Origin of the sequence: Pseudomonas deceptionensis (assembly GCF_900106095.1) — a bacterium.
In the GTDB taxonomy this organism is placed as follows: domain Bacteria; phylum Pseudomonadota; class Gammaproteobacteria; order Pseudomonadales; family Pseudomonadaceae; genus Aquipseudomonas; species Aquipseudomonas deceptionensis.
On record NZ_FNUD01000002.1, the window covers coordinates 410,476 to 433,875 of the forward strand.

Consider the following 23,400-nt stretch of genomic DNA (forward strand, 5'->3'; position numbering starts at 1 on the left):
TTACACCTTCGCCACGAGAGGACGACCCAGCAGGCCTTGAGGACGGAAAATCAGAATCAGCACCAGCAGTGAGAAACTGAACACGTCCTTGTAATCCGAGTTAACCAACCCGGCAAAAAGTGACTCGGAAATACCCAGGATGATCCCGCCGAGCATGGCGCCAGGCAATGATCCAATCCCGCCGAGCACGGCAGCGGTGAACGCCTTGATGCCGATAATAAAGCCGGCATAAAAGTCGAACGTGCCGTAGTTCATGGTGATCAGCACACCGGCCAGCGCGGCCATGGCAGCACCGATCACAAACACGTAAGAAATCACCCGGTCGGTGTTAATCCCCAGGATCGAAGCCATCTTGCGGTCTTGTTGGGTGGCGCGGCACATGCGGCCCAGCTTGGTGTACTTGATGATGTAGGTCAGCAGGCCCATCCCCACGAAGGCCGCGATCAGAATGAAGACTTTGGTGTAGGTGAGTTGTACAAAGCCGGTGCCAATATCCACGCGCCAGGAACCGCTTAGCAGGGTTGGAACCCCTTGTTGGCGCGACCCTTGGGCAATTTGCACGTAGTTTTGCAGGATCAGGGAAATACCGATGGCGCTGATCAGCGGCGCCAGCCGTGTGGAGTTTCGCAGAGGTTTATAAGCCACGCGTTCGATGACCCAGCCATACACGCCAGTCACCACAACGGTGAAAATCAAGGTACCCAACATCAGTAGCGGGAAGGATTCAATACCGAAGTATGCCAACAGAGCCAGACTGATCGCCGCGAGGTAAGCAGAGATCATGTACACCTCGCCATGGGCGAAGTTGATCATGCCGATGATGCCGTAGACCATTGTGTAGCCGATGGCGATCAGGCCGTAGACAGACCCGAGGGTCAGGCCGTTCAGCAGTTGCTGTAGGAAAATACCATCCATAACGCAATCTCACGCACTTGAGTCATTGCGCAGACGCAAGCCATCCACGCCGTCAGAGGACAGCTTGGGTGGCAGGGTGTGCGCGACTCCTGGAAAAGAAGACAGGTGATGCAGATACATTCCCACCCGATGCCCGCCGAAGCTGACATCAGGTGAGTGATTCATCTCACTTCTGTTTTTCCAGCTGGTGATATTTGCCGTCTTTGTCCCACTGGTAAACCACGTAGTCAGAGACTTTCAGGTCGCCTTTGCCGTCCCAGGTTTTTTCACCCATCACGGTTTTAACCGGGTTGGCCTTGAGCCACTTGGCGGCGTCTTCGCCTTTGTTGGATTTGGCGCCATTGAAGGCGTCAGCCAGGGCCTGGATCGAAGCGTAGGCGTACAGGGTGTAGCCTTCAGGCTCGGTGCCCGCTTTGCGGAACTCTTCAACCACCACCTTGCTGTCCGGCAGCAGGCGCGGGTCAGCGCCGAAGGTCATGTACACGCCATCGACATACTGCGGGCCACCGGCAGTGGCTACCAGTTCGTCGGTCACGATGCCATCGTCCGACATGAATTTCACATCCTTGAGACCCGCTTCACGCAGTTGGCGGACCAGCGGGCCGGCTTCCGGGTGCAGACCACCGAAGTACACGACATCAGCACCGGCGCCGCGGATTTTTGTGACCAGCGCGCTGAAGTCTTTTTCACCCCGGGTCAGGCCTTCTTCCAGAATGGGTTTCACGCCGCGCTTGGTCAGCTGTGCACTGGTGGCATCGGCCAGACCTTTACCGTAGGTGTCCTTGTCGTTGATGACCGCTACTTTCTTGCCCTTGAGCACGTCGACGATGTAGTCGCCTGCAACGATGCCTTGCTGGTCATCACGCCCGCACATACGGAACACCGCATTCAGCCCACGCTCAGTGACCTGCGGGTTGGTCGAGCCCGGCGTGATCATGATCACACCCGCATCGGCATACACCTCGGAAGCAGGAATCGTATTCGAAGAGCAGAAGTGACCGACCACACCGATTACTTTGTCCTGATCGACCAGACGGTTGGCCACGGCCACGGCCTGCTTGGGTTCGCAGGCATCGTCGCCGGCAACCAGCTTGATCTTCTCGCCGTTAATCCCGCCCGCCTTGTTGATTGCATCCGCAGCCGCCTGCGCACCCTTCATGTACTGCTCACCAAATGCCGCGTTGGCGCCGGTCATCGGGCCCGCCACACCGATTTTCACATCAGCCTGAACAAACGAGGACACGCCCAAAGCAGCAGCCACTGCGAGGGCCAGAAAACCTTTCTTGTAGAACGTCTGCGACATGAGGTGGTGCTCCTGAGGTTTTTTTAGATGGCACTTCGACTTCACCTAAAGCGCAGAGCAAGCCGCGTGCCATTGGTTTTTTATTCTTAAAAAAGCCGTTGTCTTGTTGTTATGCCGACTGTTTCGAGCCCATTTTCATTGGGCGTGCAACCGTCTAAACCGAGGAAGGTGAAACCAATCATTCTCTGCCAGTGCCACCATCTGCTAGAAGCGTTGCAACCGGGTTGCCCTGCATCGTGCAACCATCCTGTAACCGCCTGCGTCACCGAACTGCACACTCTCGGTGCGTAATTGCTACGCGCCGCACCACTAGAGGCTAGCCGCTGCACGGGTAAACGCCGTGCAAGCGGTGAAAAAACTCTGTCAGATCACGATTCTTAAACATTGGCCGGCGTGATAAAGCGAAAAACCGGCTTCGTATAAACAACTGCGCAGCCCCGTGCCAGACAGCGGGCGCATTGGCGCAAACGGAATCGGCAGTGCTTTGGCGTCCCCGCTGCACAGGTAGTCGGCAAAGGCCTTGCCCACCACGCTGCCCGTGGTCACGCCCCGACCGTTGTAACCGGTCACTGCCACCAAACCGGGCGCAGGCTCAAATAAACGCATCAAATGATCAGGAGTAAACGCGATGCAGCCGGTCCAGGTGCACTCCCACTCCACGCCCTTGAGGTACGGGAAGTAGTGCTGTTGTACGCGGTCGGCCCAGGCTTTGAGAAACCACGCAGGCTTTTGATTGCCATTACCCAGGCTACCCAGCAATAAACGACCGTCGGCATCGCGGCGAATGCTGCTCAACACCTGGCGGGTATCCCACGAGCCCTGGCCGCCGGGCAAGATACGTTCGGCGGTGGCATCGGTCAGTGGTTTGGAGGCAACCTGGTAGTAGTAACCCGGGAAAAAGTTACGTCGTAAGTCAGTCCATTCGCCTTCGGTGTAGGCATTGGATGCCAGCACCACCTGCTCGGCACTCACCGCCCCCAATGCGGTTTGCACCGACCAGCGCTGGCCCTGGCGTTCAAGCCCGGTCACGGGCGAGTGGTCAAACAGTTGTCCGCCCAGATCACCGGCGGCCTTGGCCAGGCCCGAGGTGTAGGCCATGGGGTTGAGGGTTCCGGCGCGACGGTCGAGCAAGGCGGCAGCTATTTTTGTGGTGCCCGTGGCCGCTTCGCACGCCGCTCCGGTGAGTAACTCCACGGGTGCTCCGCGACGCTTCCATTGCTCTTCGCGGCTGCGCAGATCGGCCTCGCCCTTGGCGTTGTGAGCCATATGCAACGTGCCTTCGCGGCGCAGCTGACAGTCGATTCCATATTTGTCGATCAGGCTGAATACCAGGGCAGGCGCGGCACCGAGCATGCGATTGAGCTGGCTGCCCACGGCCTCGCCGAAACCGGCTTCGATATCATCCGGCGGGATCCACATCCCTGCGTTCACCAGCCCCACGTTGCGCCCCGACCCCCCGTGCCCGGTGCGATGCGCTTCGAGCACGCACACGCTTTTGCCTTGTTCAAGCAAGTGAATGGCGGCTGACAGACCGGTGATACCGGCACCAATCACACACACGTCAACATTCAGTTCGCCCTTGAAGGTGGGCATTTGAGGACGTTGCGGCGTTAGGTTTTCCCACAGACATTGTTCTTGTAGAGGCATTGCCAAGCTCCAGAAATGAAACCCAACCAAGATCAAAAGCCCCTCACCCTGGCCCTCTACCGCAGGGTATGGGTTGGGTGAGGGCTTGCATCACCTCAATCGAAGGTAATCCCCTGTGCCAACGGTAGTTCCAGCGAGTAGTTCACGGTATTGGTCTGACGGCGCATATAGCCGCGCCACGCATCGGAGCCCGACTCACGCCCGCCGCCCGTTTCTTTCTCGCCACCAAACGCGCCGCCAATCTCCGCGCCACTCGGGCCGATGTTGACGTTGGCAATCCCGCAGTCACTGCCGGTTGCAGACATGAATTGCTCCGCCTCGCGCACGTCAGTGGTGAAGATGCACGACGACAGGCCCTGGGGCACGGCGTTGTTCAGGCGCAGGGCTTCGGCAAAATCGCTGTAGCCGACCACGTACAGGATTGGGGCGAAGGTCTCGTCGCATACCACATCGCTCTGCTCCGGCATTTCGACAATCGCCGGGGCCACGTAGTAAGCGCCGGGATACTGCCCGGCCAACTGACGTTCACCGCCAAACACCCGCCCGCCTTCGCTCAAGGCTTGCTCCAGCGCATCCTGCATGCTTTCGAAGCTGTGCTTGTCGATCAGCGGCCCCACCAGATTACCTTCCAGCGGGTGACCGATACGCACTTTGGAATAGGCCGCCTTGAGCCGGGTAACGATCTCTGCTTTGACCGAATCATGGGCGATCAGTCGGCGCAGGCTGGTGCAGCGCTGGCCGGCGGTGCCAACAGCGCTGAACAGGATGGCGCGCACGGCCATGTCCAGATCAGCACTCGGGGCGAGGATCATCGCGTTGTTGCCGCCCAGTTCCAGAATGCTGCGGGCAAAGCGTGCGGCAACGATTGGCGCCACTTCACGGCCCATGCGGGTGCTGCCGGTGGCGCTGATCAACGCCACACGCGGGTCTTCAACCAGTGCCTGGCCCGCGTCACGGCCGCCGATAATCACTTGGGCCAGGTACTTAGGCGCGTCGGTAAACTTACTCAGCACCCGATCAAACAACGCCTGGCAGGCCAGCGCAGTGAGCGGGGTTTTCTCGGACGGCTTCCAGATCACGGCGTTGCCGCACACCAGAGCCAGGGCGGTGTTCCACGCCCAGACGGCAACCGGGAAGTTAAATGCGCTGATCACGCCGACAACCCCCAGCGGGTGCCAGGTTTCACGCATATGGTGGCCCGGACGCTCCGAGGCGATGGTCAAGCCATAGAGCTGACGCGACAGGCCGACGGCGAAGTCGCAAATGTCGATCATCTCCTGCACTTCGCCCAGACCTTCCTGGGTAATCTTGCCCGCCTCCCACGACACCAGCTCGCCCAGATCAGCCTTGTACTCACGCAGCAAATCGCCGAACTGGCGCACCAGCTCCCCGCGACGCGGCGCCGGCACCTTGCGCCAGGCCTCAAACGCGTGCTCGGCGCGGGTCACATGCTGCTCGGTCTCGGCAGCACCTTCCCAGTGCACGGCGCCAATCTGGCTGCCGTCAATCGGCGTGTAAACCGGCTGATTGCCCTGCTGGTACAGCGCGGGGTTCACACCAAGACGATCCAGTAATGCAGCAACCATGGGAGGCACTCCTTGAGCTTAAGAAAGATAATTCGCAGGCCATTAGTTGTAGCTGGCTCCCATGGCGGCAACAAACGACCTTTAAGCGAGATATCATTCCAAAAATTCATGCTGCGCTGGTAACGTTGCCTGACAACAAGAATGAGGGGGCTTTTATGCTCAGCCTTTATGTTTAACAAGAAGCGCCATTTGCCTTCGATCACAGCGTTGCAGTGTTTTGAGGCAGTGACCCGCCACCTGAGCTTCACCCGGGCCGCCGAAGAGCTGAACCTGACCCAGAGTGCGGTCAGCAAGCAGGTCGCGCAGCTGGAAGAGTTGTTACAGCACCTGCTGTTTCGCCGGGTGCGTCGCCGTTTACAACTGACGCCAGCCGGTGACTTGTATCTGCTGGAAGTCCGAAAAATCCTGACCCAGGTCGAAATGTCGACCCACACCCTGCGCTCCTATGGCGGCGAAACGGAAGTGCTGAGGGTCTCGACCCCTTCCACCTTTGGTGCTCGCTGGCTGGTGCCGCGCCTCAAGGGTTGGCGCCTGCGCCATCCGCATATTCATCTGGACCTGTGCAACGAGCAGCAAGGCGACGATTTGCTGCAAGGGCGCAGTGACCTGGCGTTTTACTTCGGCCAGGGTTCGCGCCCCGGGACCGAGTGCCTGAAGCTGTTTGGCGAAGAACTGGTGGCGGTGTGCGCGCCGTCGAGCTTGCCGGCCAGCCCGTTTACCGACCCGACCCAACTGACCGATCTGGTGTTGCTGCAAAACGCTTCTCGCCCCCAGGCCTGGCACGACTGGTTTGAAAGCCAGGGTTATCGCACCGACCACAGCTATCACGGCCCGCGCTTTGACACCTTTTATATGTGCATCCGAGCCGCCCAGGTGGGATGTGGTGTCGCCCTGCTGCCCCGGTTTCTGGTGGAAGAGGAATTGGCTGACGGCAAGCTGGTCATCGCCTGGCAGCACTTGATGACGAGTCGCGACGCCTATTACCTGGCCTACCCTGAACATTCGGCGGGCGTGCCCAAAGTGCGGGATTTTGTAAGCTGGATAATGGGGCAGATTAATGAAGTCCATTCTCTGTAGCCGCTGCAATACAAAAACTGCTGGCAATACCACCCGCGGATATGCGCCACTAGCGCCATTCATTGAAAAAGCTGAACACCGTGGCAATCAGGCACGGGCAGCATGGAGATTGCCGCTATGAGCGAGAGTGTGTTTGCCGATCGCATCGTGCAGAACCTGCTCGACACCGACTTCTACAAACTGACCATGATGCAGGCGGTGCTGCACAACTACCCCAACGTTGAAGTCGAGTGGGAATTCCGTTGCCGTAACAGTGAGGACTTGCGCCCGTATCTGAACGAAATTCGCCATCAAATCGATCGTCTGGCCGAGTTGAGCATGACCCCGGATCAGCTGGGCTTCCTGGAGCGGATCACGTTCATGACGCCCGACTTCATCCGCTTCCTGGGTTTGTTTCGTTTCAACATGCGCTATGTGCACACGGGGATCGAAAACGGCGAGTTGTTTATTCGCCTGCGCGGTCCGTGGCTGCATGTGATTTTGTTTGAAGTGCCCATGCTGGCGATCGTCAGCGAAGTTCGTAACCGTTCGCGCTATGCAGGCACAGTGCTCTCACAGGCCCGCGAGCAGCTGTATCGCAAGTTCGACTGGCTGCAGGCCAATGCCGGCGCCGACGAACTGTCCGAGTTGCAGGTCGCCGATTTCGGTACGCGCCGACGCTTTTCGTATCGCGTGCAAGAAGAAGTGGTCAACGTGCTCAAGCATGACTTCCCGGGGCGCTTTGTCGGCACCAGCAACGTCAACCTGTCCCGCGAACTGGACATGAAGCCGCTGGGCACCATGGCCCACGAATGGATCATGGCCCACCAGCAACTGGGCCCGCGGCTGATCGACAGCCAGAGTGCGGCGCTCGATTGCTGGGTGCGCGAATACCGTGGGCTGCTGGGGATTGCACTGACGGATTGCATCACCACCGACGCCTTCCTCAAAGACTTCGATCTTTACTTCGCCAAGCTGTTCGACGGTTTGCGCCATGACTCGGGCGACCCAGTGGTGTGGGCTGAAAAATGCATCGCGCACTACCACAAGCTGGGCATCGACCCGATGAGCAAGACCCTGGTGTTCTCCGACAGCCTCACGCTGCCCCGCGCGCTGGAAATCTTCCGGGCGCTGCGCGGCAGAATCAATGTCAGCTTCGGCATCGGCACCAACCTTACCTGTGACATTCCAGGTGTCGAGCCGATGAGCATCGTGCTTAAAATGACCGCCTGTAATGGCTCCCCAGTGGCAAAGATTTCGGATGAGCCGGGTAAAACCCATTGCTCTGATCCAAACTTCGCCGCCTACCTGCGCCACGTTTTCCAAGTTCCTGAACATTCTTCCAAGGAGTGAATCATGCAGGCCGTACAGCGTCAGATTGCTGCAGACCTCAAGGTCCAACCGCCATTTAAAGATACCGCCGCCCTTGAAGCCGAGGTCGCTCGACGCATCACCTTTATTCAGTGCTGCCTGCACAACGCCAGGCTCAAGACCCTGGTCCTGGGAATCAGCGGCGGGGTCGACTCACTGACCGCAGGCTTGATGGCCCAACGCGCGGTCCAGCAGTTGCGCGAACAGACCGGCGATCCGTCGTATCGTTTTATTGCCGTGCGCTTGCCTTACGGCGTGCAGCACGACGAAGCCGACGCTACCGCGGCGGTCGAGTTTATCAACCCGGATGAGCGCCAAACCGTGAACATCGGCCCGGCGGTCAAGGCCCTGGCGGCCGAAGTGACCGCCTTTGATGGCAAACCGGCTGCTACCGTTGATTTTGTGCTGGGCAACACCAAGGCGCGGATGCGCATGGTGGCGCAATACACCATCGCCGGCGCAACCGGCGGCCTGGTGATCGGCACGGACCACGCGGCCGAAGCCGTGATGGGTTTCTTCACCAAATTCGGTGATGGCTCCTGCGACCTGGCGCCGCTCAGCGGGCTGGTAAAAAACCAGGTACGGGCGATTGCCCGGCACTTTGGCGCACCCGAGTCGCTGGTCGAAAAAGTCCCGACCGCCGACCTGGAAGACCTGGAACCGGGCAAGCCTGACGAAGCGTCCCACGGCGTGACCTATGCCGAGATTGATGCCTTCCTGCATGGCGAACCGGTGAGCGAAGAGGCGTTCGGCATCATCTGCCGTACCTACGAGAAGACCCACCACAAGCGCGAGATGCCGTTCGCGCCTTGAGGCCTGGCTTTACCCCTCACCCGCCCCTCGCCCTGAGGGTTGGGTGAAGGGCTTTCAGGCCTCTGTATTTTCAGCCAGAAAAAACGGAATGACCCCCACAGTTTTTTTCGCTTGTCGCCCCCGCATCCAGAGGCTTTCATAGACGTCTATTTCGTCGCCAGAGCCCTGCCCCATGTCTTCTTTCGATGGTTTGTTCTCCCTTGTCGATTCTTTGCTCGGCCAACCTGCCGCTGGCTGGCTGCGCAAGCATGTCGAGGTGCCTGAAGGGCTGCTGCGCTTCAGTTGGCATGAGCAGGCGCTGCACCGGGTATGGCTCGCCGAAGCGCTGAACCTGTGCCTGCTGCACAAACTGGTGGAGGCCGTGCCGGACGGCCGGCGCTATGTCGAAGAACAAGCCCTGCAGGGCCGCAAAGTGGTGTTCGACCACGGCGCGATTCGCACCGTGGACTGGCCCGTAAACGGAGAACTGCCTCGCGGCCGTCAGGCATTTTCACGCTTGTTGGAGCCGTTGGGCTTCACTGACGTACGAACTTACCCCCTGACCAAGCTGAACATGACTGGCTGGGGCTACCGGCAAATGGACCTGCCCGAGGATATTGCGCAGTTTTTTGTCTCGGAGCTGCACCCCGGGCGTTTCAGCGAAGCCTTCCAGCAAGCCGTCACCCGCGTGATCGGTTCCAGCCTCGACCCGCTGCAGGCCGTACACCAGAGCATCCTCAACCGCCTTACCCTGACCCGCCATTGCAGCCTGAGCGAAGCACAAGCGTTGTTGCCGGCGCTGTATCAGGCATTCGGCCGCCAGCATGGCGTGGTACTGGAGGCGGACTACCAGTGCCTGCTCGCTGAAAGCGCTGAAATGGCCTGGATCAGCACCGAAGGCAACAGTTTCAACCACCTGACTGACCGGGTGCAGGACCTTGAAGCCTGCGTCGCCCAACAACGCGATCTGCAGCGGCCAATGAAAGACAGCATTGAAGTGTCGGCCTCAGGCCGAGTGATGCAGACCGCCTATCGTGCCTGTACGGTTACCCGCGGCCTGGTCGATGCCACAGGCCAGTACCGCGAGCACGCGGTGCCCGGGTCGTTTGTGGAGTTTATCCAGCGCAAGGTCGACCCGGACAACGGTCGGATCGACCTGAATTTCGACAGCAGCAACGCCCAGGGCATTTTCAAGATGACCGACTCAAAAGCCTGACCCTGAACGCAAACAGCCCCGACGGCGCAAGGCACGTCAGGGCTGTTGCAGGGCCTGCGGGTCTTATTTAAGAACCACAGCGCCTTTCATCATCGAGTTGTGGCCCGGGAAGGTGCAGAAGAATTCGTACTCTTCGCCCGCTTTGAGCTTGGCCACATCGAAGGTCACGGAGTCTTTCTCACCGGCGCCGATCACTTTGGTGTGGGCGATTACGCGCTCGTCACCGTCCTTGAGGTAGTTTTTATCCAGGCCGGCAGCAATGCCGTCGGTGGAGATTGCCTGCATGTCTGCCTTTTTGCTCAAGACCCAGTTATGGCCCATGACGTTTTTCGGCAGGTTGCCGGAGTGCGTCAGGTTAACGGTGAAGGTCTTGCAGGATTTGTCGATGACGATCTCTTTCGTGTTGTAAGACATCTGGTCAGTCGAATCGACAGTCACAGCGCACTCAGCCGCCAGCAAATGGCCGCTGGCCAGGGTCAAAAGGGATACCGCAACAACTTTGGCAAACATGGTCTATCTCCAAGGCAGGGTATGTGCAGCTAAAATATGTATACATATTACCTGAAAATTGTATCGACTTACATGATCTGAGTCATGGTCTATCGCCGCGATCGAGACAATCCATCCCAAAATGGACTTCAGGCATATAACCTTAGGCCATCTTTTCGATTTTTGGGGAATAAGTGATGGGACTTCCTGCATTGATGACCTGTTTGCTGGCCGCCTATGCCTGTGGCGCCTGTGGCCGGGACGAGATTTAATACACAACCGGCTTTTGGGTGGGTGTAGAGTCGTATTTTCAGTGCAAAGTACAACCTTGCAAAAACCCAGCTAACGGCTAAGCACTAATACAGGGCAGAATACGCGCCGCTTAACCTCACCTTCGACCCCAAGAGGATCGCCCATGGCCAAACCAAATTACAACTTCGCTAAGCGTCAAAGAGACTTGGCTAAAGAGCAGAAGAAAGAGGAAAAGCTTGCCCGCAAGAAAGCGGCAGCTGAAGAAGGTACCGTAGAGCTGGACCCGAATGCCGACATCGAAGCCGATGAAGACGGCGAGGCTGTCGCTGAGAGCAGCGACACCCCAGAAGTAAAAGCACCAGACGCGTAACCCCCCTCGGCCCGGTTATCCACAACCCGGCCCACAGGATCTGTGATCAGGATCAGCAGCCCGGCTGTTGATCCTCGCAGTTAGCCTGTCGCCCTCTCAGACGCTTCAAACCTCTTCCCCTGACTCACTGCTCAGCAATCAGCCTACACACGCCTGGCCGGCCTCTCAGCGCGCAGAAAGCACAACGCCAACCCGAAGGCTGGCGTTGTAGGTGAATACTGCGCGATTTCTTGTGGGAGCGAGCAGGCTCGCTCCCACAAAGTATCCCTAGCGCGGCACTACCGGTTTGCGGGTGGGCTTTTGGCTTTTGCCACCCTTGGCAGCTTCATGACGCTCTTTGGCTGCTTGCTTGTTGCGGGCGAACGCTGCGGCCTTGGCTTGCTCACGCTTGTCCCACGGGTTGCCACCATCGCTGGCACGCGGCGGGAGGCCGGTGTGCTGGGTCAGGATCTTGGTGGTTTTCTCACCGGCTACCTTGTGGCTGCCAACAGGCGTCGAGTTCTTGCGACGGGCACTCTGGTAGCTGTCGGTCGCAGGCTGATGCAGCGGGATCAACTGGTCTTTGCCCGAACCGATCAGGTCAGCACGACCCATGCGGGTCAGGGCTTCACGCAGCATCGGCCAGCCTTTCGGATCGTGATAGCGCAAGAACGCCTTGTGCAGACGGCGCTGCTCTTCGCTCTTGACGATAACGACCGAGTCGCTCTTGTACGTAACCTTGCGCAGCGGGTTCTTGCCCGAGTGGTACATCGCGGTGGCGGTGGCCATCGGCGACGGGTAGAACGCTTGCACTTGGTCGGCACGGAAACCGTTGCCCTTGAGCCACAGCGCAAGGTTCATCATGTCTTCGTCTTTGGTGCCGGGGTGAGCGGCGATGAAGTACGGGATCAGGTACTGCTCTTTGCCTGCTTCCTTGGTGTACTTCTCGAACATGCGCTTGAACTTGTCATAGCTGCCAATGCCCGGCTTCATCATCTGGTTGAGCGGACCTTCCTCGGTGTGTTCCGGGGCGATCTTCAGGTAACCACCGACGTGGTGCGTGACCAGCTCTTTCACGTATTCCGGCGACTCGACCGCGAGGTCGTAGCGCAGACCGGATGCGATCAGGATCTTCTTCACGCCCGGCAACGCACGGGCACTGCGATACAGCTGAATCAGCGACGAGTGGTCGGTGTTCAGGTTCGGGCAGATGCCAGGGAATACGCAGGACGGCTTGCGGCACGCGGACTCGATCTCGGGCGTTTTGCAGGCAATGCGGTACATGTTCGCGGTCGGGCCGCCGAGGTCGGAAATGACGCCGGTAAAACCTGGCACCTTGTCACGGATCTCTTCGATTTCGCGAATGATCGACTCTTCGGAACGGTTCTGGATGATCCGGCCTTCGTGCTCAGTGATCGAGCAGAACGTACAGCCGCCGAAGCAGCCACGCATGATGTTCACCGAGAAGCGGATCATGTCGTAGGCCGGGATCTTTTCCTTGCCGTACGCAGGATGCGGAACGCGTGCGTATGGCATGCCAAACACGTAGTCCATTTCTTCGGTAGTCATCGGGATCGGCGGTGGCGTGAACCACACATCCACATCGCCATGCTTCTGCACCAGGGCCCGGGCGTTACCCGGGTTGGTTTCGAGGTGGAGCACACGGTTGGCGTGGGCATACAGCACCGAGTCAGCACGCACTTTTTCGACTGACGGCAGACGGATTACCGTCTTGTCGCGAGTCATGCGCGGGCTGGCCAGCAACTGTACAACCTTGGCTTCGTTCGGGTCTTCAACCGGACCTTTTTCCTGCTCGATGGCGCAGGCCTGGGTGTCCTGGGTGTTCACGTACGGGTTGATGATCTTGTCGATCTTGCCCGGACGGTCGATACGCGTGGAGTCCACTTCGTACCAGTCTTTTGGCGTATCGCGACGGATGAACGCGGTACCGCGAACATCGGTGATGTCTTCGATCTTGTGACCGTAGGACAGACGCTGGGCGACTTCAACAATGGCGCGCTCGGCGTTGCCGTACAACAGGATGTCGGCGCAGGCGTCGATCAGGATCGAGTTGCGTACGCGGTCCTGCCAGTAGTCGTAGTGCGCGATACGGCGCAGGGAAGCCTCGATGCCACCGAGTACGATCGGCACATTCTTGTAGGCTTCCTTACAGCGCTGGCTGTACACCAGGCTGGCGCGATCCGGACGTTTGCCAGCCAGGCCACCCGGGGTGTAGGCGTCATCGGAACGGATTTTTTTGTCAGCGGTGTAGCGGTTGATCATCGAGTCCATGTTGCCGGCTGCAACGCCGAAGAACAGGTTCGGCTCGCCCAGCTTCATGAAGTCGTCTTTGGACTGCCAGTTCGGCTGGGCAATGATGCCCACACGGAAGCCTTGAGACTCCAGCAGGCGACCAATGATCGCCATGCCGAACGAGGGGTGATCGACATAGGCATCACCGGTGACGATGATGATGTCGCATGAATCCCAGCCAAGCTGATCCATCTCCTCCCTGCTCATCGGCAGGAATGGCGCTGGACCGAAACATTCGGCCCAGTACTTCGGATAGTCAAATAGAGGCTTGGCTGCTTGCATGTCGATGACCGGTGTTGAGTACAGAAAATTGGGGCGCGTCATTTACTAAGAAATTCGCGGGCGCGGAATATAGCACAAAAAATGACCAATTCCGACGGCAATGGTCGGAATTGATTGGCGCACGCCGATTACCCGAGGGAGCCAGCCTGCTGGCGATGGCATCATCGTGGTGCGCCTGAAACACCTCACCGTCTGAATCGCTGGCAGGCCAGCTCCCTCAGAGAAGCGCTGGGTGCTTAATCGTCGTCGAAGTTGTAGCTGCCCGGCGCCAGGTTTTCGAATCGGGTGTACTTGCCGATGAACGCCAGGCGCGTAGTACCGATAGGGCCGTTACGCTGCTTGCCGATGATGATCTCGGCAATGCCCTTGTGCTCGGTCTCGGGGTGATACACCTCGTCCCGGTACACAAACATGATGACGTCGGCATCCTGCTCGATGGCTCCGGATTCACGCAAGTCGGAGTTGATCGGGCGCTTGTTGGGGCGCTGCTCAAGGGAACGGTTGAGCTGCGACAGCGCCACTACCGGGCAATTGAACTCTTTGGCCAGAGCCTTGAGGGACCGGGAAATCTCGGAGATTTCGTTGGTACGGTTATCACCGCCCGAACCCGGGATCTGCATCAGTTGCAGGTAGTCGATCATGATCAGGCCGATTTCGCCGTGCTCACGTACCAGACGGCGGGTACGGGCACGCATTTCCGACGGGCTGATACCTGCCGTGTCATCGATAAACAGCTTGCGGTCATTGAGCAGATTGACCGCCGAAGTCAGGCGTGGCCAGTCGTCGTCTTCGAGACGGCCTGCACGGACCTTGGTCTGATCGATGCGGCCCAGGGACGACAGCATACGCATGATCAGCGATTCGCCTGGCATCTCGAGGGAGTAAACCAGTACCGCTTTTTCACTGCGCAATACGGCGTTTTCAACCAGGTTCATCGCAAAGGTGGTTTTACCCATCGATGGACGACCGGCGACGATGATCAAGTCAGACGGCTGCAAGCCGCTGGTCATGCCATCGAGGTCGGTGTAACCGGTGGACAGGCCGGTGATGGCGTTGTCCGTGTTGAACAAGGTGTCGATGCGATCGATGGCTTTGGTCAGCAGGTCGTTGACACTCACCGGGCCGCCGGTTTTTGGCCGGGCCTCGGCGATGGCAAAGATCTGGCGCTCGGCTTCGTCGAGAATCTCGGCAGCATTGCGCCCTTCGGGGTTGAACGCACTGTCGGCGATCTCAGTGCTGATGCCGATCAACTGGCGCAGCGTGGCGCGCTCACGAACAATCTGCGCGTAAGCCTTGATGTTGGCGACCGACGGCGTATTTTTTGCCAGCTCACCCAGGTAACCAAGACCACCGACTTGCGAGGTCTGACCTTCCTTGTCCAATTGCTCGGCAAGGGTCACGACGTCGATCGGGGAGTTCTGGTCCGCCAGTTTGGCGATGGCCCGGAAGATCAGGCGGTGGTCATGCCGATAGAAATCGCCATCCGAGACCTGATCCAGCACGCGTTCCCAGGCGTTGTTGTCCAGCATCAAACCACCGAGCACAGCCTGTTCGGCCTCGATGGAATGCGGAGGCACCTTCAGGGCTGCGGTTTGTAGATCATATTGCTCAGGAGCGGAGATATCGTTCATGGCCACTTGGAATTAGTTTGAAAATCAGAAACTGCAGAAAGACAAAGGGCACGACCTGTAAACAGGATCGTGCCCGATGTTAACCGTCCAGCACACAAGGTGCCAGTCAGTTAAGACTGCTTAAGCAGCTACCACAACAACGCGTACGGTTGCTTCAACTTCAGCGTGCAGGTGCACGGCTACGTCGAATTCGCCTACGTTGCGGATAGTGCCGTTCGGCAGACGAACTTCGCTTTTTGCAACTTCAACGCCAGAGGCGGTCAGTGCATCAGCGATGTCGTGGGTGCCGATCGAACCGAACAGCTTGCCTTCGTCGCCAGCGGTGGCAGTGATAGTCACTTCCAGCTCAGCCAGTTGGGCAGCGCGTGTTTCAGCCGAAGCTTTCTTGTCAGCTGCTGCTTGTTCCAGCTCAGCACGACGCTCTTCAAACGCAGCCAGGTTGGCAGCGGTTGCAGCGGTAGCTTTGCCGTATGGCAGCAGGTAGTTACGACCGTAACCGGACTTAACATTTACTTTGTCGCCCAGGTTGCCCAGGTTCGCGACTTTTTCCAGAAGGATCAGTTGCATGTGAAAATCCTCTTAACTTTTAACCTTCACCGTCCGCAGAGTCTTTATCGGTGCCTTTCGGCGCCAGACGTCCGCGAAAATCAATCAGGCTGTCGACAATGGCCAAAACCACGAGCAACGGATAGATCAGCTGCATGAACAGCAACAGCGTGACGTACAACCCCACCAGCCAAAACTTGGCCAGTCGCTTTTGCGCCACCAGCCCGTGAATCAGGGCCAGCCCGGCGAAGAACAACGCTACGCTGCACAACGGCGTAAGCATGGCCATTTCAGGACCGAAGTTCGGCCCGATAAGCATGCACGCCAGCAACAGAAACGCTGGACCAAGCGGTAGGCGGATGCTGCGAAACTCGCTGGCAAAACCGCCCGGGTTGTACAACAACGCCTGCCAATAACGCCCAAGCATCAGGCTCAGCACGCTGACGACCTGCATCAAAGCTGCAATCAAACCGGTGAGGACGGGTGCAATCAGTGCTCCAAGGCGCGCTCGCTCTACGTCAGATAACTTGTCGTAGAGTCCATTGAGGACCTGCGGCAAAAGTTTTTCCAACTCCTGCGCCATCGCACCAATGGGTTCGCGGAAAGCCGTACCCAGGATCACGCCATACACCACACCCAACGCTACGCTGACCAGCAGCACGCGATTCCAGGACTGACCGGCGCGTAACATCAACGCCAACCCCAGAGTTCCCAGCAACACCATCAAGGTGCGGGGTTCTCCGACAAACCACCAGCCCAGGGCCGGCAGTAAGGCCCATGAGAGGATGCTCAAGGCATCTCTCGGACCGCGCCGCAGGAGCACAAGGCAACCCGCAGCAGCACTCAACCAGAACAAAAACGGCAATGCCGCACATCCGGCCACGATTAACGTGGCCTGCACACGGCCTCGCATGATGAACTCAGCTAGGGCGCGCATGCATTCAATCCTTTACTACCTGTCGACTGCCCGGTCTCAGCGGCCGTGGCTGTCGGTGTAGGCCAGCAGGGCCAGGAAGCGGGCGCGCTTGATAGCGGTGGCCAGCTGACGCTGATAACGAGCTTTGGTACCGGTGATACGGCTTGGAACGATTTTGCCGGTTTCGGATACATAAGCTTTCAGGGTGTTGAGATCTTTGTAATCGATCTCTTTCACTTCTTCAGCTGTGAAGCGGCAGAATTTACGACGACGGAAGAAACGTGCCATGTAATTGGCTCCTCAAAAGGTCCGTGGATTACTCGTCAGCGTTATCGCTGGCGTCGCTGTTATCGCTGTCATCGCCATCGGCGCTGTCAGAATGCTCAGGACGGTCACGACGCTCACGGCGCTCACTGCGGTTTTCTTCAGCCTTGAGCATCTCGGACTGGCCAATTACGGCTTCGTCGCGACGGATGACCAGGTTACGGATCACAGCATCGTTGTAACGGAAGTTGTCTTCCAGCTCAGCCAGGGCTTTGCCAGTGCACTCAACGTTCAGCATCACGTAGTGAGCCTTGTGAACATTGTTGATTGCGTAGGCCAGTTGACGACGGCCCCAATCTTCCAGACGGTGGATTTTGCCGCCGTCTTCTTCGATCAGCTTGGTGTAACGCTCTACCATGCCGCCGACTTGTTCGCTTTGATCCGGGTGGACCAAAAAGATGATTTCGTAATGACGCATGAATGCTCCTTACGGGTTGTAGCCTGCCGCTAACTAAAAAGCGGTCAGACAAGGAGTGAATGACACTTGTGTGTCTTGCCTAGAGAGGCACATATGCGCCCGCCATGACGGCAAGGGGCGCAATTGTAGAGAAGGCACAACAGGGGCGCAAGGCAATTGGTGATTATTTGAGCAATCTTTGGCAACAACCACCCCAAACCAAAGTGGGAGCGAGCCTGCTCGCGATTCCAGCGCTGCGGTCATCTCGATGATCGCGGCGCATTTATCGCGAGCAGGCTCGCTCCCACATTTAACATCCGGCTTGCTTACTTCTTCTTGGAAGAAGTCTTGGCTTTGACGCTGCGCTGACGCAGGGCTTCGAACAGGCAAACGCCTGTCGCCACCGATACGTTCAGGCTGCTGACACTACCCGCCATCGGCAGGCGTACCAGGTAATCGCAATGCTCGCGAGTCAGGCGGCGCATGCCCTTGCCTTCGGCACCCATGATCAGGATGGTCGGGCCGGTCAGGTCTTGCTCGTACAGCTCCTGCTCGGCTTCGCCAGCAGTACCGACAATCCACAGACCGCGCTGCTGAAGCTTTTTCAGCGTGGCTGCAAGGTTGGTAACTGCAACCAACGGAATAACTTCCGCTGCGCCACAAGCTACTTTCCGTACAGTCGGGGTCAAGGTTGCAGACTTGTCCTTCGGTACGATAACTGCCAACGCACCGGCAGCATCGGCCGTACGCAGGCAAGCACCCAGGTTATGCGGGTCGGTCACGCCGTCCAGCACCAGAATCAGCGGAGCACCTTCGGTGCGATCCAGCAATTCGTTGAGCATGGCCTCGCCCCACACCTGGCTCGGGCTCACATCAGCCACAACACCCTGGTGTACGCCTTCAACCCACACGTCCATTTCGCGACGTTCGGCATTGCCTACCGCCACCCGGCTTTCATCGGCCAGAGCAATCAGCGTCTGAACGCGAGGGTCGCTGCGACCCTCTGCCAGCCACACTTGCTTGACGCGCTTGGGATGATGACGAAGCAACGCTTCTACAGCGTGAATGCCATAGATTTTTTCCAACTGACTCATGACTTGGCCTTAGGTTTGCGCGACCCGCCACTTTTGGCAGCAGGAGCGGCGCCCGATTTTGGCGGGCCTTTACGATGTTTACTTGGCTTGGAAGGCTTGCCTGCATCTTTGGCAGGAGCCCCCCTACCCGACTTTCCCGGCTCCGATGTCCGACCGCCGCTTTTTGATTCGGCCAGCAGCGCCTGTTTCAATTCACGACTTTTGCGCAGCTCGGCGTTTTTCGCCGCGGCATCGCTAGGGCGATAGGTATCGTCAGAGCTCTTTTTAACTGCCTTGGCCGGCGCACTACGACGTGCGGCAGGCGCTGGCTCGACCGGCTTTTCAGTCGGCTTGGTGCCGGCCTTGCCTGCATTTTTGGCTTTAGGCGCATCAGTACCGCGATTTTTACGACCAATCGGGGCGCTGAGGGTTTTTTCCGCCATTTCGAAGTCGATCTTGCGCTCGTCGAGATCGACGCGCATGACCCGCACTTCAACGGTGTCACCCAAACGGAAGCTGCGACCGGTGCGCTCGCCCGCCAGGCGGTGATGCACTGGATCGAAGTGGTAGTAGTCACCCGGCAAGGCGGTCACGTGGACCAGGCCTTCGACATAGATGTCGGTCAGCTCCACAAACAGGCCGAAACCGGTCACCGCAGTCACTACACCCGGGAACGACTCGCCGACGCGGTCCTTCATGAACTCGCACTTGAGCCAGTTGGTCACGTCACGCGTGGCTTCATCAGCACGGCGCTCGCTCATGGAGCACTGCTCGCCGAGCTGCTCCAGAATTGCTTCGTCGTACGGATAGATACGCGCTTTCGGAATGGTCATCGCGCCAGCACGGCGAACGTGCGGAGTGTCCATTTTGGAATGGATCACGCTGCGAATTGCACGGTGCGTCAACAGATCCGGGTAACGACGAATCGGCGAAGTGAAGTGGGTATAGGCTTCATAGTTCAGGCCGAAGTGGCCCTGGTTATCAGCGCTGTACACCGCCTGACTCAACGAACGCAGCATCACGGTCTGGATCAGGTGGAAGTCCGGACGATCCTTGATGCTGGCCAGCAATGCCTGGTAATCCTTCGGCGACGGACCATCTTTACCCTTGTGCAGGCTCAGGCCCAGCTCGCCGAGGAACGCGCGCAGTTTTTCCAGACGCTCCGGCGGCGGACCGTCGTGAACGCGATACAGCGCAGGAATCTCGTGCTTCTTGAGGAATTCAGCAGTGGCCACGTTGGCCGCCAGCATGCACTCTTCGATCAGCTTGTGCGCATCGTTACGGGTGGTTGGGCGAATGTCGGCGATTTTGCGATCGGAACCGAAGATGATTCGGGTTTCCTGGGTTTCAAAATCAATCGCGCCACGGGTATGACGAGCAGCCAGCAACACCTTGTACAGCGAGTACAGCTGCTTGAGGTGCGGCACTACATCAGCGTATTCGCTGCGCAGCTGTTTGGCTTCGGTGGTTTTCGAGTGTTCCAGCATGGTGCTGACCTTGTTGTAGGTCAAGCGTGCCTGGGAGTGGATCACCGCTTCGTAGAACTGGTAGTCGGTCATTTCGCCGGTTTTGGAGATGGTCATCTCGCAAACCATGGCCAGACGGTCGACTTTAGGGTTCAGGGAGCACAAACCGTTGGACAGCTGCTCAGGCAGCATCGGGATTACGCGCTCAGGGAAGTACACCGAGTTGCCGCGCACCTGGGCTTCGGCATCCAGTGCCGAGCCGAGTTTCACGTAGCTGGATACGTCGGCAATCGCCACGTACAACTTCCAGCCGCCGGAGAACAGGCGCAGTTTGCCGGGCTTGGCTTCGCAGAATACGGCGTCATCGAAGTCGCGGGCATCTTCGCCGTCAATGGTGACGAACGGCAGATGGCGCAGATCAATACGCTTCTCTTTGTCTTTTTCTTCAACTTCCGGCTTCAGCCGGCTCGCTTCCTTAAGGACAGCTTCAGGCCAGACGTGCGGAATGTCGTAAGTGCGCAGGGCAATGTCGATTTCCATGCCCGGGGCCATGTAGTTGCCTACAACCTCAAGCACATCGCCTTGCGGCTGGAAGCGCGGCGTCGGCCAGTGAGTGATCTTCACTTCGACGAACTGACCGACTTTCGCGCCAGCGTTGCGGCCCGGCGTAACCAGCACTTCTTGCTGGATCTTCGGGTTGTCGGCAACTACAAAGCCGATACCGCCTTCTTCGAAGTAACGACCCACGATGGTTTCGTGAGCACGCGAAACCACTTCGACGATCACGCCTTCACGACGACCACGACGGTCCAGACCCGAAACACGGGCCAGCGCACGGTCGCCATCGAACACCAGGCGCATTTGCGACGGGCTCATGAACAGGTCGTCGCTACCATCATCCGGGATCAGGAAGCCGAAGCCATCGCGGTGACCACTGATGCGGCCGAGAATCAGGTCGAGCTTGTCCACCGGCGCATAAGTGCCGCGGCGGGTATAAATCAGCTGGGCATCGCGCTCCATCGCACGCAGGCGACGGCGCAAGGCCTCGATTTGGTCTTCGGTAGTCAGACCGAACTCCTCCACCAACTGTTCACGAGCAGCAGGCGAGCCACGCTCGGCCAGATGCTGAAGGATCAGTTCGCGGCTAGGGATAGGGTTTTCGTATTTTTCCGCTTCACGTGCGGCCTCGGGATCGAGGGTCTGCCAATCGGCCATTAGATAGTTTTCACCTTGTCTATATGCGGGTTAGTTTGGCATACGCGTATTGAAACGGGAAATTTCAGGCACTCACTGGGCCTTAATAGTCCTTTCTGACGCGCTTTGACGCTGCCGACTAACCGTTCGCGAAAAATTTTCGATATTTTTAATCACAACGCTTTACAGGTCAAAGGGTCACCCGTATAGTGCGCGCCATCGACAACGGCAACGTTGAAGATACTGCCCAGATGGTGAAATTGGTAGACACGCCAGCTTCAGGTGCTGGTGATCGCAAGGTCGTGGAAGTTCGAGTCTTCTTCTGGGCACCAATTCAGAGATTCAGAGTAGTACAACTCTGAAGCCTCACACAAAAACCCGCGAAAGCGGGTTTTTGCATTTCAGATCCTCTAAGCCCCTGATTTAATAAAATTAAAACAGGGGTTTACAGATCTGAAAGCTCTCCGTATTATGCGCCACATCAACAGCGGCAACGTTGCTGATACTGCCCAGATGGTGAAATTGGTAGACACGCCAGCTTCAGGTGCTGGTGACCGCAAGGTCGTGGAAGTTCGAGTCTTCTTCTGGGCACCAATTCAGGTTTACAGGTCAACCCTGTAAACCACTCAAAAAGCCCGCGAAAGCGGGCTTTTTAGTTTCCGGGATTCCTTCCCCCGCTCCCCGAACCTTTTATCTGCTATCTGCGACCCTAAAGTCGCATTTGATAATCCATCTCATCCGCATTAGTATCCGGCCAACTTCATACCCCTGGCTCATCCTCCTGGATAACCGTGCCCGATACCAATGACAGGCTCCAGCTCTACCTGACACATCGCATCGCCCTGGTCGACTACGCCGCACCCATCGTGGGCTGCCGGGCCAAAGCAGAAGATGTGGTTCAAGACGCCTGGCTACGTTTCAGCCAGGGCGCGGACAGTCTCATCCCGCTGACGCAGCCGGTCGGCTACCTGTATCGCATCGTGCGCAACCTGGCCTTTGACCTCAATCGCCGGGCAAGCCTGGAAAACCGTCACACCACTCACGGTGAATCACTGGACGAGCACACTTCCAACACACCGTCGCCTGAACAACAGGCCCTGCATCTGGACGAACTGAGAAAATTGCAACATGCTTTGTTGCGCCTGCCGGAACGCACACGCCAGGCATTTGTGCTGCATCGCCTGCAAGGCCTGACGTTTCAACAAATCGGCACGCAACTTGGAATATCCGTGAGCCTGGCCCACCAATTGGTCCGCGACGCCCTGACCTACTGCGCGGAACAACTGAGTGATGACTGATCGACCGCTCCCGAACCCGATCTGGGAAACCGCACTGGACTGGCTGCTGCTGATCCAGGAGAACCCTCACGACCCCGAACTCAACGAGCGCCTGAACCATTGGCGTGCCAGCGCCCCCGAACATGACGCGGCGTATCGCAAGGCCCTGAAAGTATGGGGTTTGAGCGGTGAAGCCTTGAACCTGCCGGTTGCCGCAGGGCCGGGGCCGATTGCTTTACGCCCTCCCACGCGCCTGAGCCGGCGCAAACGCGCACTGGTCGGTGCCGCCCTGGCCGCGAGCGCCCTGTTGATGTGGGGCCCCGACTGGCAAGCGATGCAAGCCGACTACCGCAGCCCCACAGCAGAACACCGCACCATCGCACTGAGCGATGGCAGCCAGATGCTTCTGGACAGCAACTCCCTCGCCGACGTGCAGTTCAACCCTGAACAGCGGGAAGTCACGCTGCTGCGCGGTCAGGCATTTTTCTCGGTGACGCACGATGCCAACCGCGCCTTCTACGTCAACGCCGGTGATGTGCGGGTTCGAGTGACCGGTACCGCGTTTGCGGTCAACCTGGACGACAACGGCGTCGACGTCAGCGTCGAAAGCGGCACGGTTGCCGTGCAAACACCCCAATCATCGGCCTCGGCCACGCACCTGCTGGGCCATGGCGACCAGCTGCACTTCACTGCGAACGACCAGCACACGCGAATCGTGCAATTGCCCCAGGAGCAAATCGCACCCTGGCGTCGCTGGCAACTGGTGGCAGTCGATCAATCGATCGATGACGTAATCACGCAGTTGCGCCGCTATCAGCCGGGCCTGATTCTGCTGACCGACAAGGCGCTGGGGCAACGTCGCATCACCGCAGCCCTGAACCTGCGCGACCCCAAACGCGCACTGCAAACCGCCATTGCCCCTCTGGGCGGGCGCCTGCAGGACAGCGTGCCCTATACCCTTATCGTCTCGGCCAAACCTTAGCCCTGCCAGCCTCTTAAAACTAT

At 58.3% G+C, this 23,400-nt stretch carries 20 protein-coding genes and 2 tRNA genes; 9 read left to right on the forward strand and 13 right to left on the reverse strand.

Annotated features, from left to right (window positions below):
• The 4 genes from BLW11_RS01740 to amaB all read right to left on the reverse strand — a co-directional run bounded on the left by BLW11_RS01740 (position 1) and on the right by amaB (position 5,451).
• Positions 1–915, reverse strand: coding sequence for an ABC transporter permease subunit (locus BLW11_RS01740; RefSeq protein ID WP_048360308.1), 915 nt, complete (start codon positions 913–915; stop codon positions 1–3).
• Between the two features lie 166 nt (positions 916–1,081).
• On the reverse strand, positions 1,082–2,218 hold the full coding sequence (locus BLW11_RS01745) for a branched-chain amino acid ABC transporter substrate-binding protein (protein WP_048360309.1): 1,137 nt from the start codon (positions 2,216–2,218) through the stop codon (positions 1,082–1,084).
• 363 nt (positions 2,219–2,581) lie between these two features.
• Complete coding sequence (gene amaA, locus BLW11_RS01750; RefSeq protein WP_048360310.1) at positions 2,582–3,865, reverse strand: L-pipecolate oxidase; 1,284 nt, start codon at positions 3,863–3,865, stop codon at positions 2,582–2,584.
• 95 nt (positions 3,866–3,960) lie between these two features.
• Positions 3,961–5,451 (reverse strand): L-piperidine-6-carboxylate dehydrogenase, encoded by a 1,491-nt coding sequence (gene amaB / locus BLW11_RS01755; RefSeq protein ID WP_048360311.1) that lies wholly within the window; start codon positions 5,449–5,451, stop codon positions 3,961–3,963.
• Positions 5,452–5,619: 168 nt separating this feature from the next.
• On the opposite strand from amaB, the gene BLW11_RS01765 reads away from it, so the two are divergent.
• From BLW11_RS01765 to BLW11_RS01780, 4 genes are all read left to right on the forward strand, one after another.
• Positions 5,620–6,528 (forward strand): LysR family transcriptional regulator, encoded by a 909-nt coding sequence (locus BLW11_RS01765; RefSeq protein WP_048360313.1) that lies wholly within the window; start codon positions 5,620–5,622, stop codon positions 6,526–6,528.
• A 117-nt stretch (positions 6,529–6,645) separates the two neighbouring features.
• Positions 6,646–7,860, forward strand: coding sequence for a nicotinate phosphoribosyltransferase (gene pncB / locus BLW11_RS01770; protein ID WP_048360314.1), 1,215 nt, complete (start codon positions 6,646–6,648; stop codon positions 7,858–7,860).
• 3 nt (positions 7,861–7,863) lie between these two features.
• Positions 7,864–8,691 (forward strand): ammonia-dependent NAD(+) synthetase, encoded by an 828-nt coding sequence (gene nadE, locus BLW11_RS01775; RefSeq protein WP_048360315.1) that lies wholly within the window; start codon positions 7,864–7,866, stop codon positions 8,689–8,691.
• 172 nt (positions 8,692–8,863) lie between these two features.
• Positions 8,864–9,886: a DUF1338 domain-containing protein gene (locus tag BLW11_RS01780; protein WP_048360316.1), complete on the forward strand. Its 1,023-nt coding sequence runs from the start codon at positions 8,864–8,866 to the stop codon at positions 9,884–9,886.
• 63 nt (positions 9,887–9,949) lie between these two features.
• Here the strand turns inward: BLW11_RS01780 and azu are convergent, their stop codons facing one another.
• A complete protein-coding gene (gene azu / locus BLW11_RS01785) occupies positions 9,950–10,396 on the reverse strand; it encodes an azurin (RefSeq protein WP_048360317.1) in 447 nt (148 codons plus the stop codon).
• Between the two features lie 394 nt (positions 10,397–10,790).
• Between azu and BLW11_RS01790 the strand changes: the two genes are divergently transcribed.
• A complete protein-coding gene (locus tag BLW11_RS01790; RefSeq protein ID WP_048360318.1) occupies positions 10,791–10,997 on the forward strand; it encodes a hypothetical protein in 207 nt (68 codons plus the stop codon).
• 267 nt (positions 10,998–11,264) lie between these two features.
• On the opposite strand, the gene BLW11_RS01795 is transcribed toward BLW11_RS01790, so the two are convergent.
• The 8 genes from BLW11_RS01795 to rnr form a co-directional block, all read right to left on the reverse strand.
• The gene (locus tag BLW11_RS01795; RefSeq protein WP_048360627.1) at positions 11,265–13,571 is read right to left on the reverse strand and encodes a YgiQ family radical SAM protein; all 2,307 of its coding nucleotides are present in this window, start codon (positions 13,569–13,571) and stop codon (positions 11,265–11,267) included.
• A gap of 236 nt (positions 13,572–13,807) precedes the next feature.
• Positions 13,808–15,202, reverse strand: a complete 1,395-nt coding sequence (gene dnaB, locus BLW11_RS01800; RefSeq protein ID WP_048360319.1) for a replicative DNA helicase — start codon at positions 15,200–15,202, stop codon at positions 13,808–13,810.
• A 120-nt stretch (positions 15,203–15,322) separates the two neighbouring features.
• The gene (rplI, locus tag BLW11_RS01805) at positions 15,323–15,769 is read right to left on the reverse strand and encodes a 50S ribosomal protein L9 (protein ID WP_048360320.1); all 447 of its coding nucleotides are present in this window, start codon (positions 15,767–15,769) and stop codon (positions 15,323–15,325) included.
• 19 nt (positions 15,770–15,788) lie between these two features.
• Positions 15,789–16,685: a YybS family protein gene (locus tag BLW11_RS01810; protein WP_048360321.1), complete on the reverse strand. Its 897-nt coding sequence runs from the start codon at positions 16,683–16,685 to the stop codon at positions 15,789–15,791.
• Positions 16,686–16,721: 36 nt separating this feature from the next.
• Positions 16,722–16,952: a 30S ribosomal protein S18 gene (rpsR, locus tag BLW11_RS01815; protein ID WP_003171373.1), complete on the reverse strand. Its 231-nt coding sequence runs from the start codon at positions 16,950–16,952 to the stop codon at positions 16,722–16,724.
• Between the two features lie 28 nt (positions 16,953–16,980).
• Positions 16,981–17,406: a 30S ribosomal protein S6 gene (gene rpsF / locus BLW11_RS01820; RefSeq protein ID WP_048360322.1), complete on the reverse strand. Its 426-nt coding sequence runs from the start codon at positions 17,404–17,406 to the stop codon at positions 16,981–16,983.
• Positions 17,407–17,711: 305 nt separating this feature from the next.
• A complete protein-coding gene (gene rlmB, locus BLW11_RS01825; RefSeq protein ID WP_048360323.1) occupies positions 17,712–18,479 on the reverse strand; it encodes a 23S rRNA (guanosine(2251)-2'-O)-methyltransferase RlmB in 768 nt (255 codons plus the stop codon).
• On the reverse strand, positions 18,476–21,139 hold the full coding sequence (rnr, locus tag BLW11_RS01830) for a ribonuclease R (RefSeq protein ID WP_048360324.1): 2,664 nt from the start codon (positions 21,137–21,139) through the stop codon (positions 18,476–18,478). Before rnr ends, rlmB begins: the two co-directional genes overlap by 4 nt.
• A 224-nt stretch (positions 21,140–21,363) precedes the next feature.
• Here rnr and BLW11_RS01835 point away from each other — a divergent pair.
• From BLW11_RS01835 to BLW11_RS01850, 4 genes are all read left to right on the forward strand, one after another.
• Positions 21,364–21,450, forward strand: a tRNA-Leu gene (locus BLW11_RS01835).
• Between the two features lie 175 nt (positions 21,451–21,625).
• Positions 21,626–21,712 (forward strand) — tRNA-Leu (locus tag BLW11_RS01840).
• A 197-nt stretch (positions 21,713–21,909) separates the two neighbouring features.
• Positions 21,910–22,416, forward strand: a complete 507-nt coding sequence (locus BLW11_RS01845; RefSeq protein ID WP_048360325.1) for a sigma-70 family RNA polymerase sigma factor — start codon at positions 21,910–21,912, stop codon at positions 22,414–22,416.
• On the forward strand, positions 22,409–23,377 hold the full coding sequence (locus tag BLW11_RS01850; RefSeq protein ID WP_053069557.1) for a FecR family protein: 969 nt from the start codon (positions 22,409–22,411) through the stop codon (positions 23,375–23,377). Before BLW11_RS01845 ends, BLW11_RS01850 begins: the two co-directional genes overlap by 8 nt.
• Positions 23,378–23,400: the final 23 nt, after the last annotated feature.

Bases quoted from the DNA above. Each gene is read 5' to 3' on its own strand.
- amaA (WP_048360310.1), bottom strand. From the start codon at position 3,865: ATGCCTCTACAAGAACAATGTCTGTGGGAAAACCTAACGCCGCAACGT.
- BLW11_RS01745 (WP_048360309.1), bottom strand. From the start codon at position 2,218: ATGTCGCAGACGTTCTACAAGAAAGGTTTTCTGGCCCTCGCAGTGGCT.
- BLW11_RS01765 (WP_048360313.1), top strand. From the start codon at position 5,620: ATGTTTAACAAGAAGCGCCATTTGCCTTCGATCACAGCGTTGCAGTGT.
- rpsF (WP_048360322.1), bottom strand. From the start codon at position 17,406: ATGCGTCATTACGAAATCATCTTTTTGGTCCACCCGGATCAAAGCGAA.
- rplI (WP_048360320.1), bottom strand. From the start codon at position 15,769: ATGCAACTGATCCTTCTGGAAAAAGTCGCGAACCTGGGCAACCTGGGC.
- rnr (WP_048360324.1), bottom strand. From the start codon at position 21,139: ATGGCCGATTGGCAGACCCTCGATCCCGAGGCCGCACGTGAAGCGGAA.
- nadE (WP_048360315.1), top strand. From the start codon at position 7,864: ATGCAGGCCGTACAGCGTCAGATTGCTGCAGACCTCAAGGTCCAACCG.
- BLW11_RS01780 (WP_048360316.1), top strand. From the start codon at position 8,864: ATGTCTTCTTTCGATGGTTTGTTCTCCCTTGTCGATTCTTTGCTCGGC.
- BLW11_RS01795 (WP_048360627.1), bottom strand. From the start codon at position 13,571: ATGCAAGCAGCCAAGCCTCTATTTGACTATCCGAAGTACTGGGCCGAA.
- azu (WP_048360317.1), bottom strand. From the start codon at position 10,396: ATGTTTGCCAAAGTTGTTGCGGTATCCCTTTTGACCCTGGCCAGCGGC.
- rlmB (WP_048360323.1), bottom strand. From the start codon at position 18,479: ATGAGTCAGTTGGAAAAAATCTATGGCATTCACGCTGTAGAAGCGTTG.
- dnaB (WP_048360319.1), bottom strand. From the start codon at position 15,202: ATGAACGATATCTCCGCTCCTGAGCAATATGATCTACAAACCGCAGCC.
- rpsR (WP_003171373.1), bottom strand. From the start codon at position 16,952: ATGGCACGTTTCTTCCGTCGTCGTAAATTCTGCCGCTTCACAGCTGAA.
- BLW11_RS01810 (WP_048360321.1), bottom strand. From the start codon at position 16,685: ATGCGCGCCCTAGCTGAGTTCATCATGCGAGGCCGTGTGCAGGCCACG.
- amaB (WP_048360311.1), bottom strand. From the start codon at position 5,451: ATGGTTGCTGCATTACTGGATCGTCTTGGTGTGAACCCCGCGCTGTAC.
- BLW11_RS01790 (WP_048360318.1), top strand. From the start codon at position 10,791: ATGGCCAAACCAAATTACAACTTCGCTAAGCGTCAAAGAGACTTGGCT.
- BLW11_RS01850 (WP_053069557.1), top strand. From the start codon at position 22,409: ATGACTGATCGACCGCTCCCGAACCCGATCTGGGAAACCGCACTGGAC.
- BLW11_RS01740 (WP_048360308.1), bottom strand. From the start codon at position 915: ATGGATGGTATTTTCCTACAGCAACTGCTGAACGGCCTGACCCTCGGG.
- pncB (WP_048360314.1), top strand. From the start codon at position 6,646: ATGAGCGAGAGTGTGTTTGCCGATCGCATCGTGCAGAACCTGCTCGAC.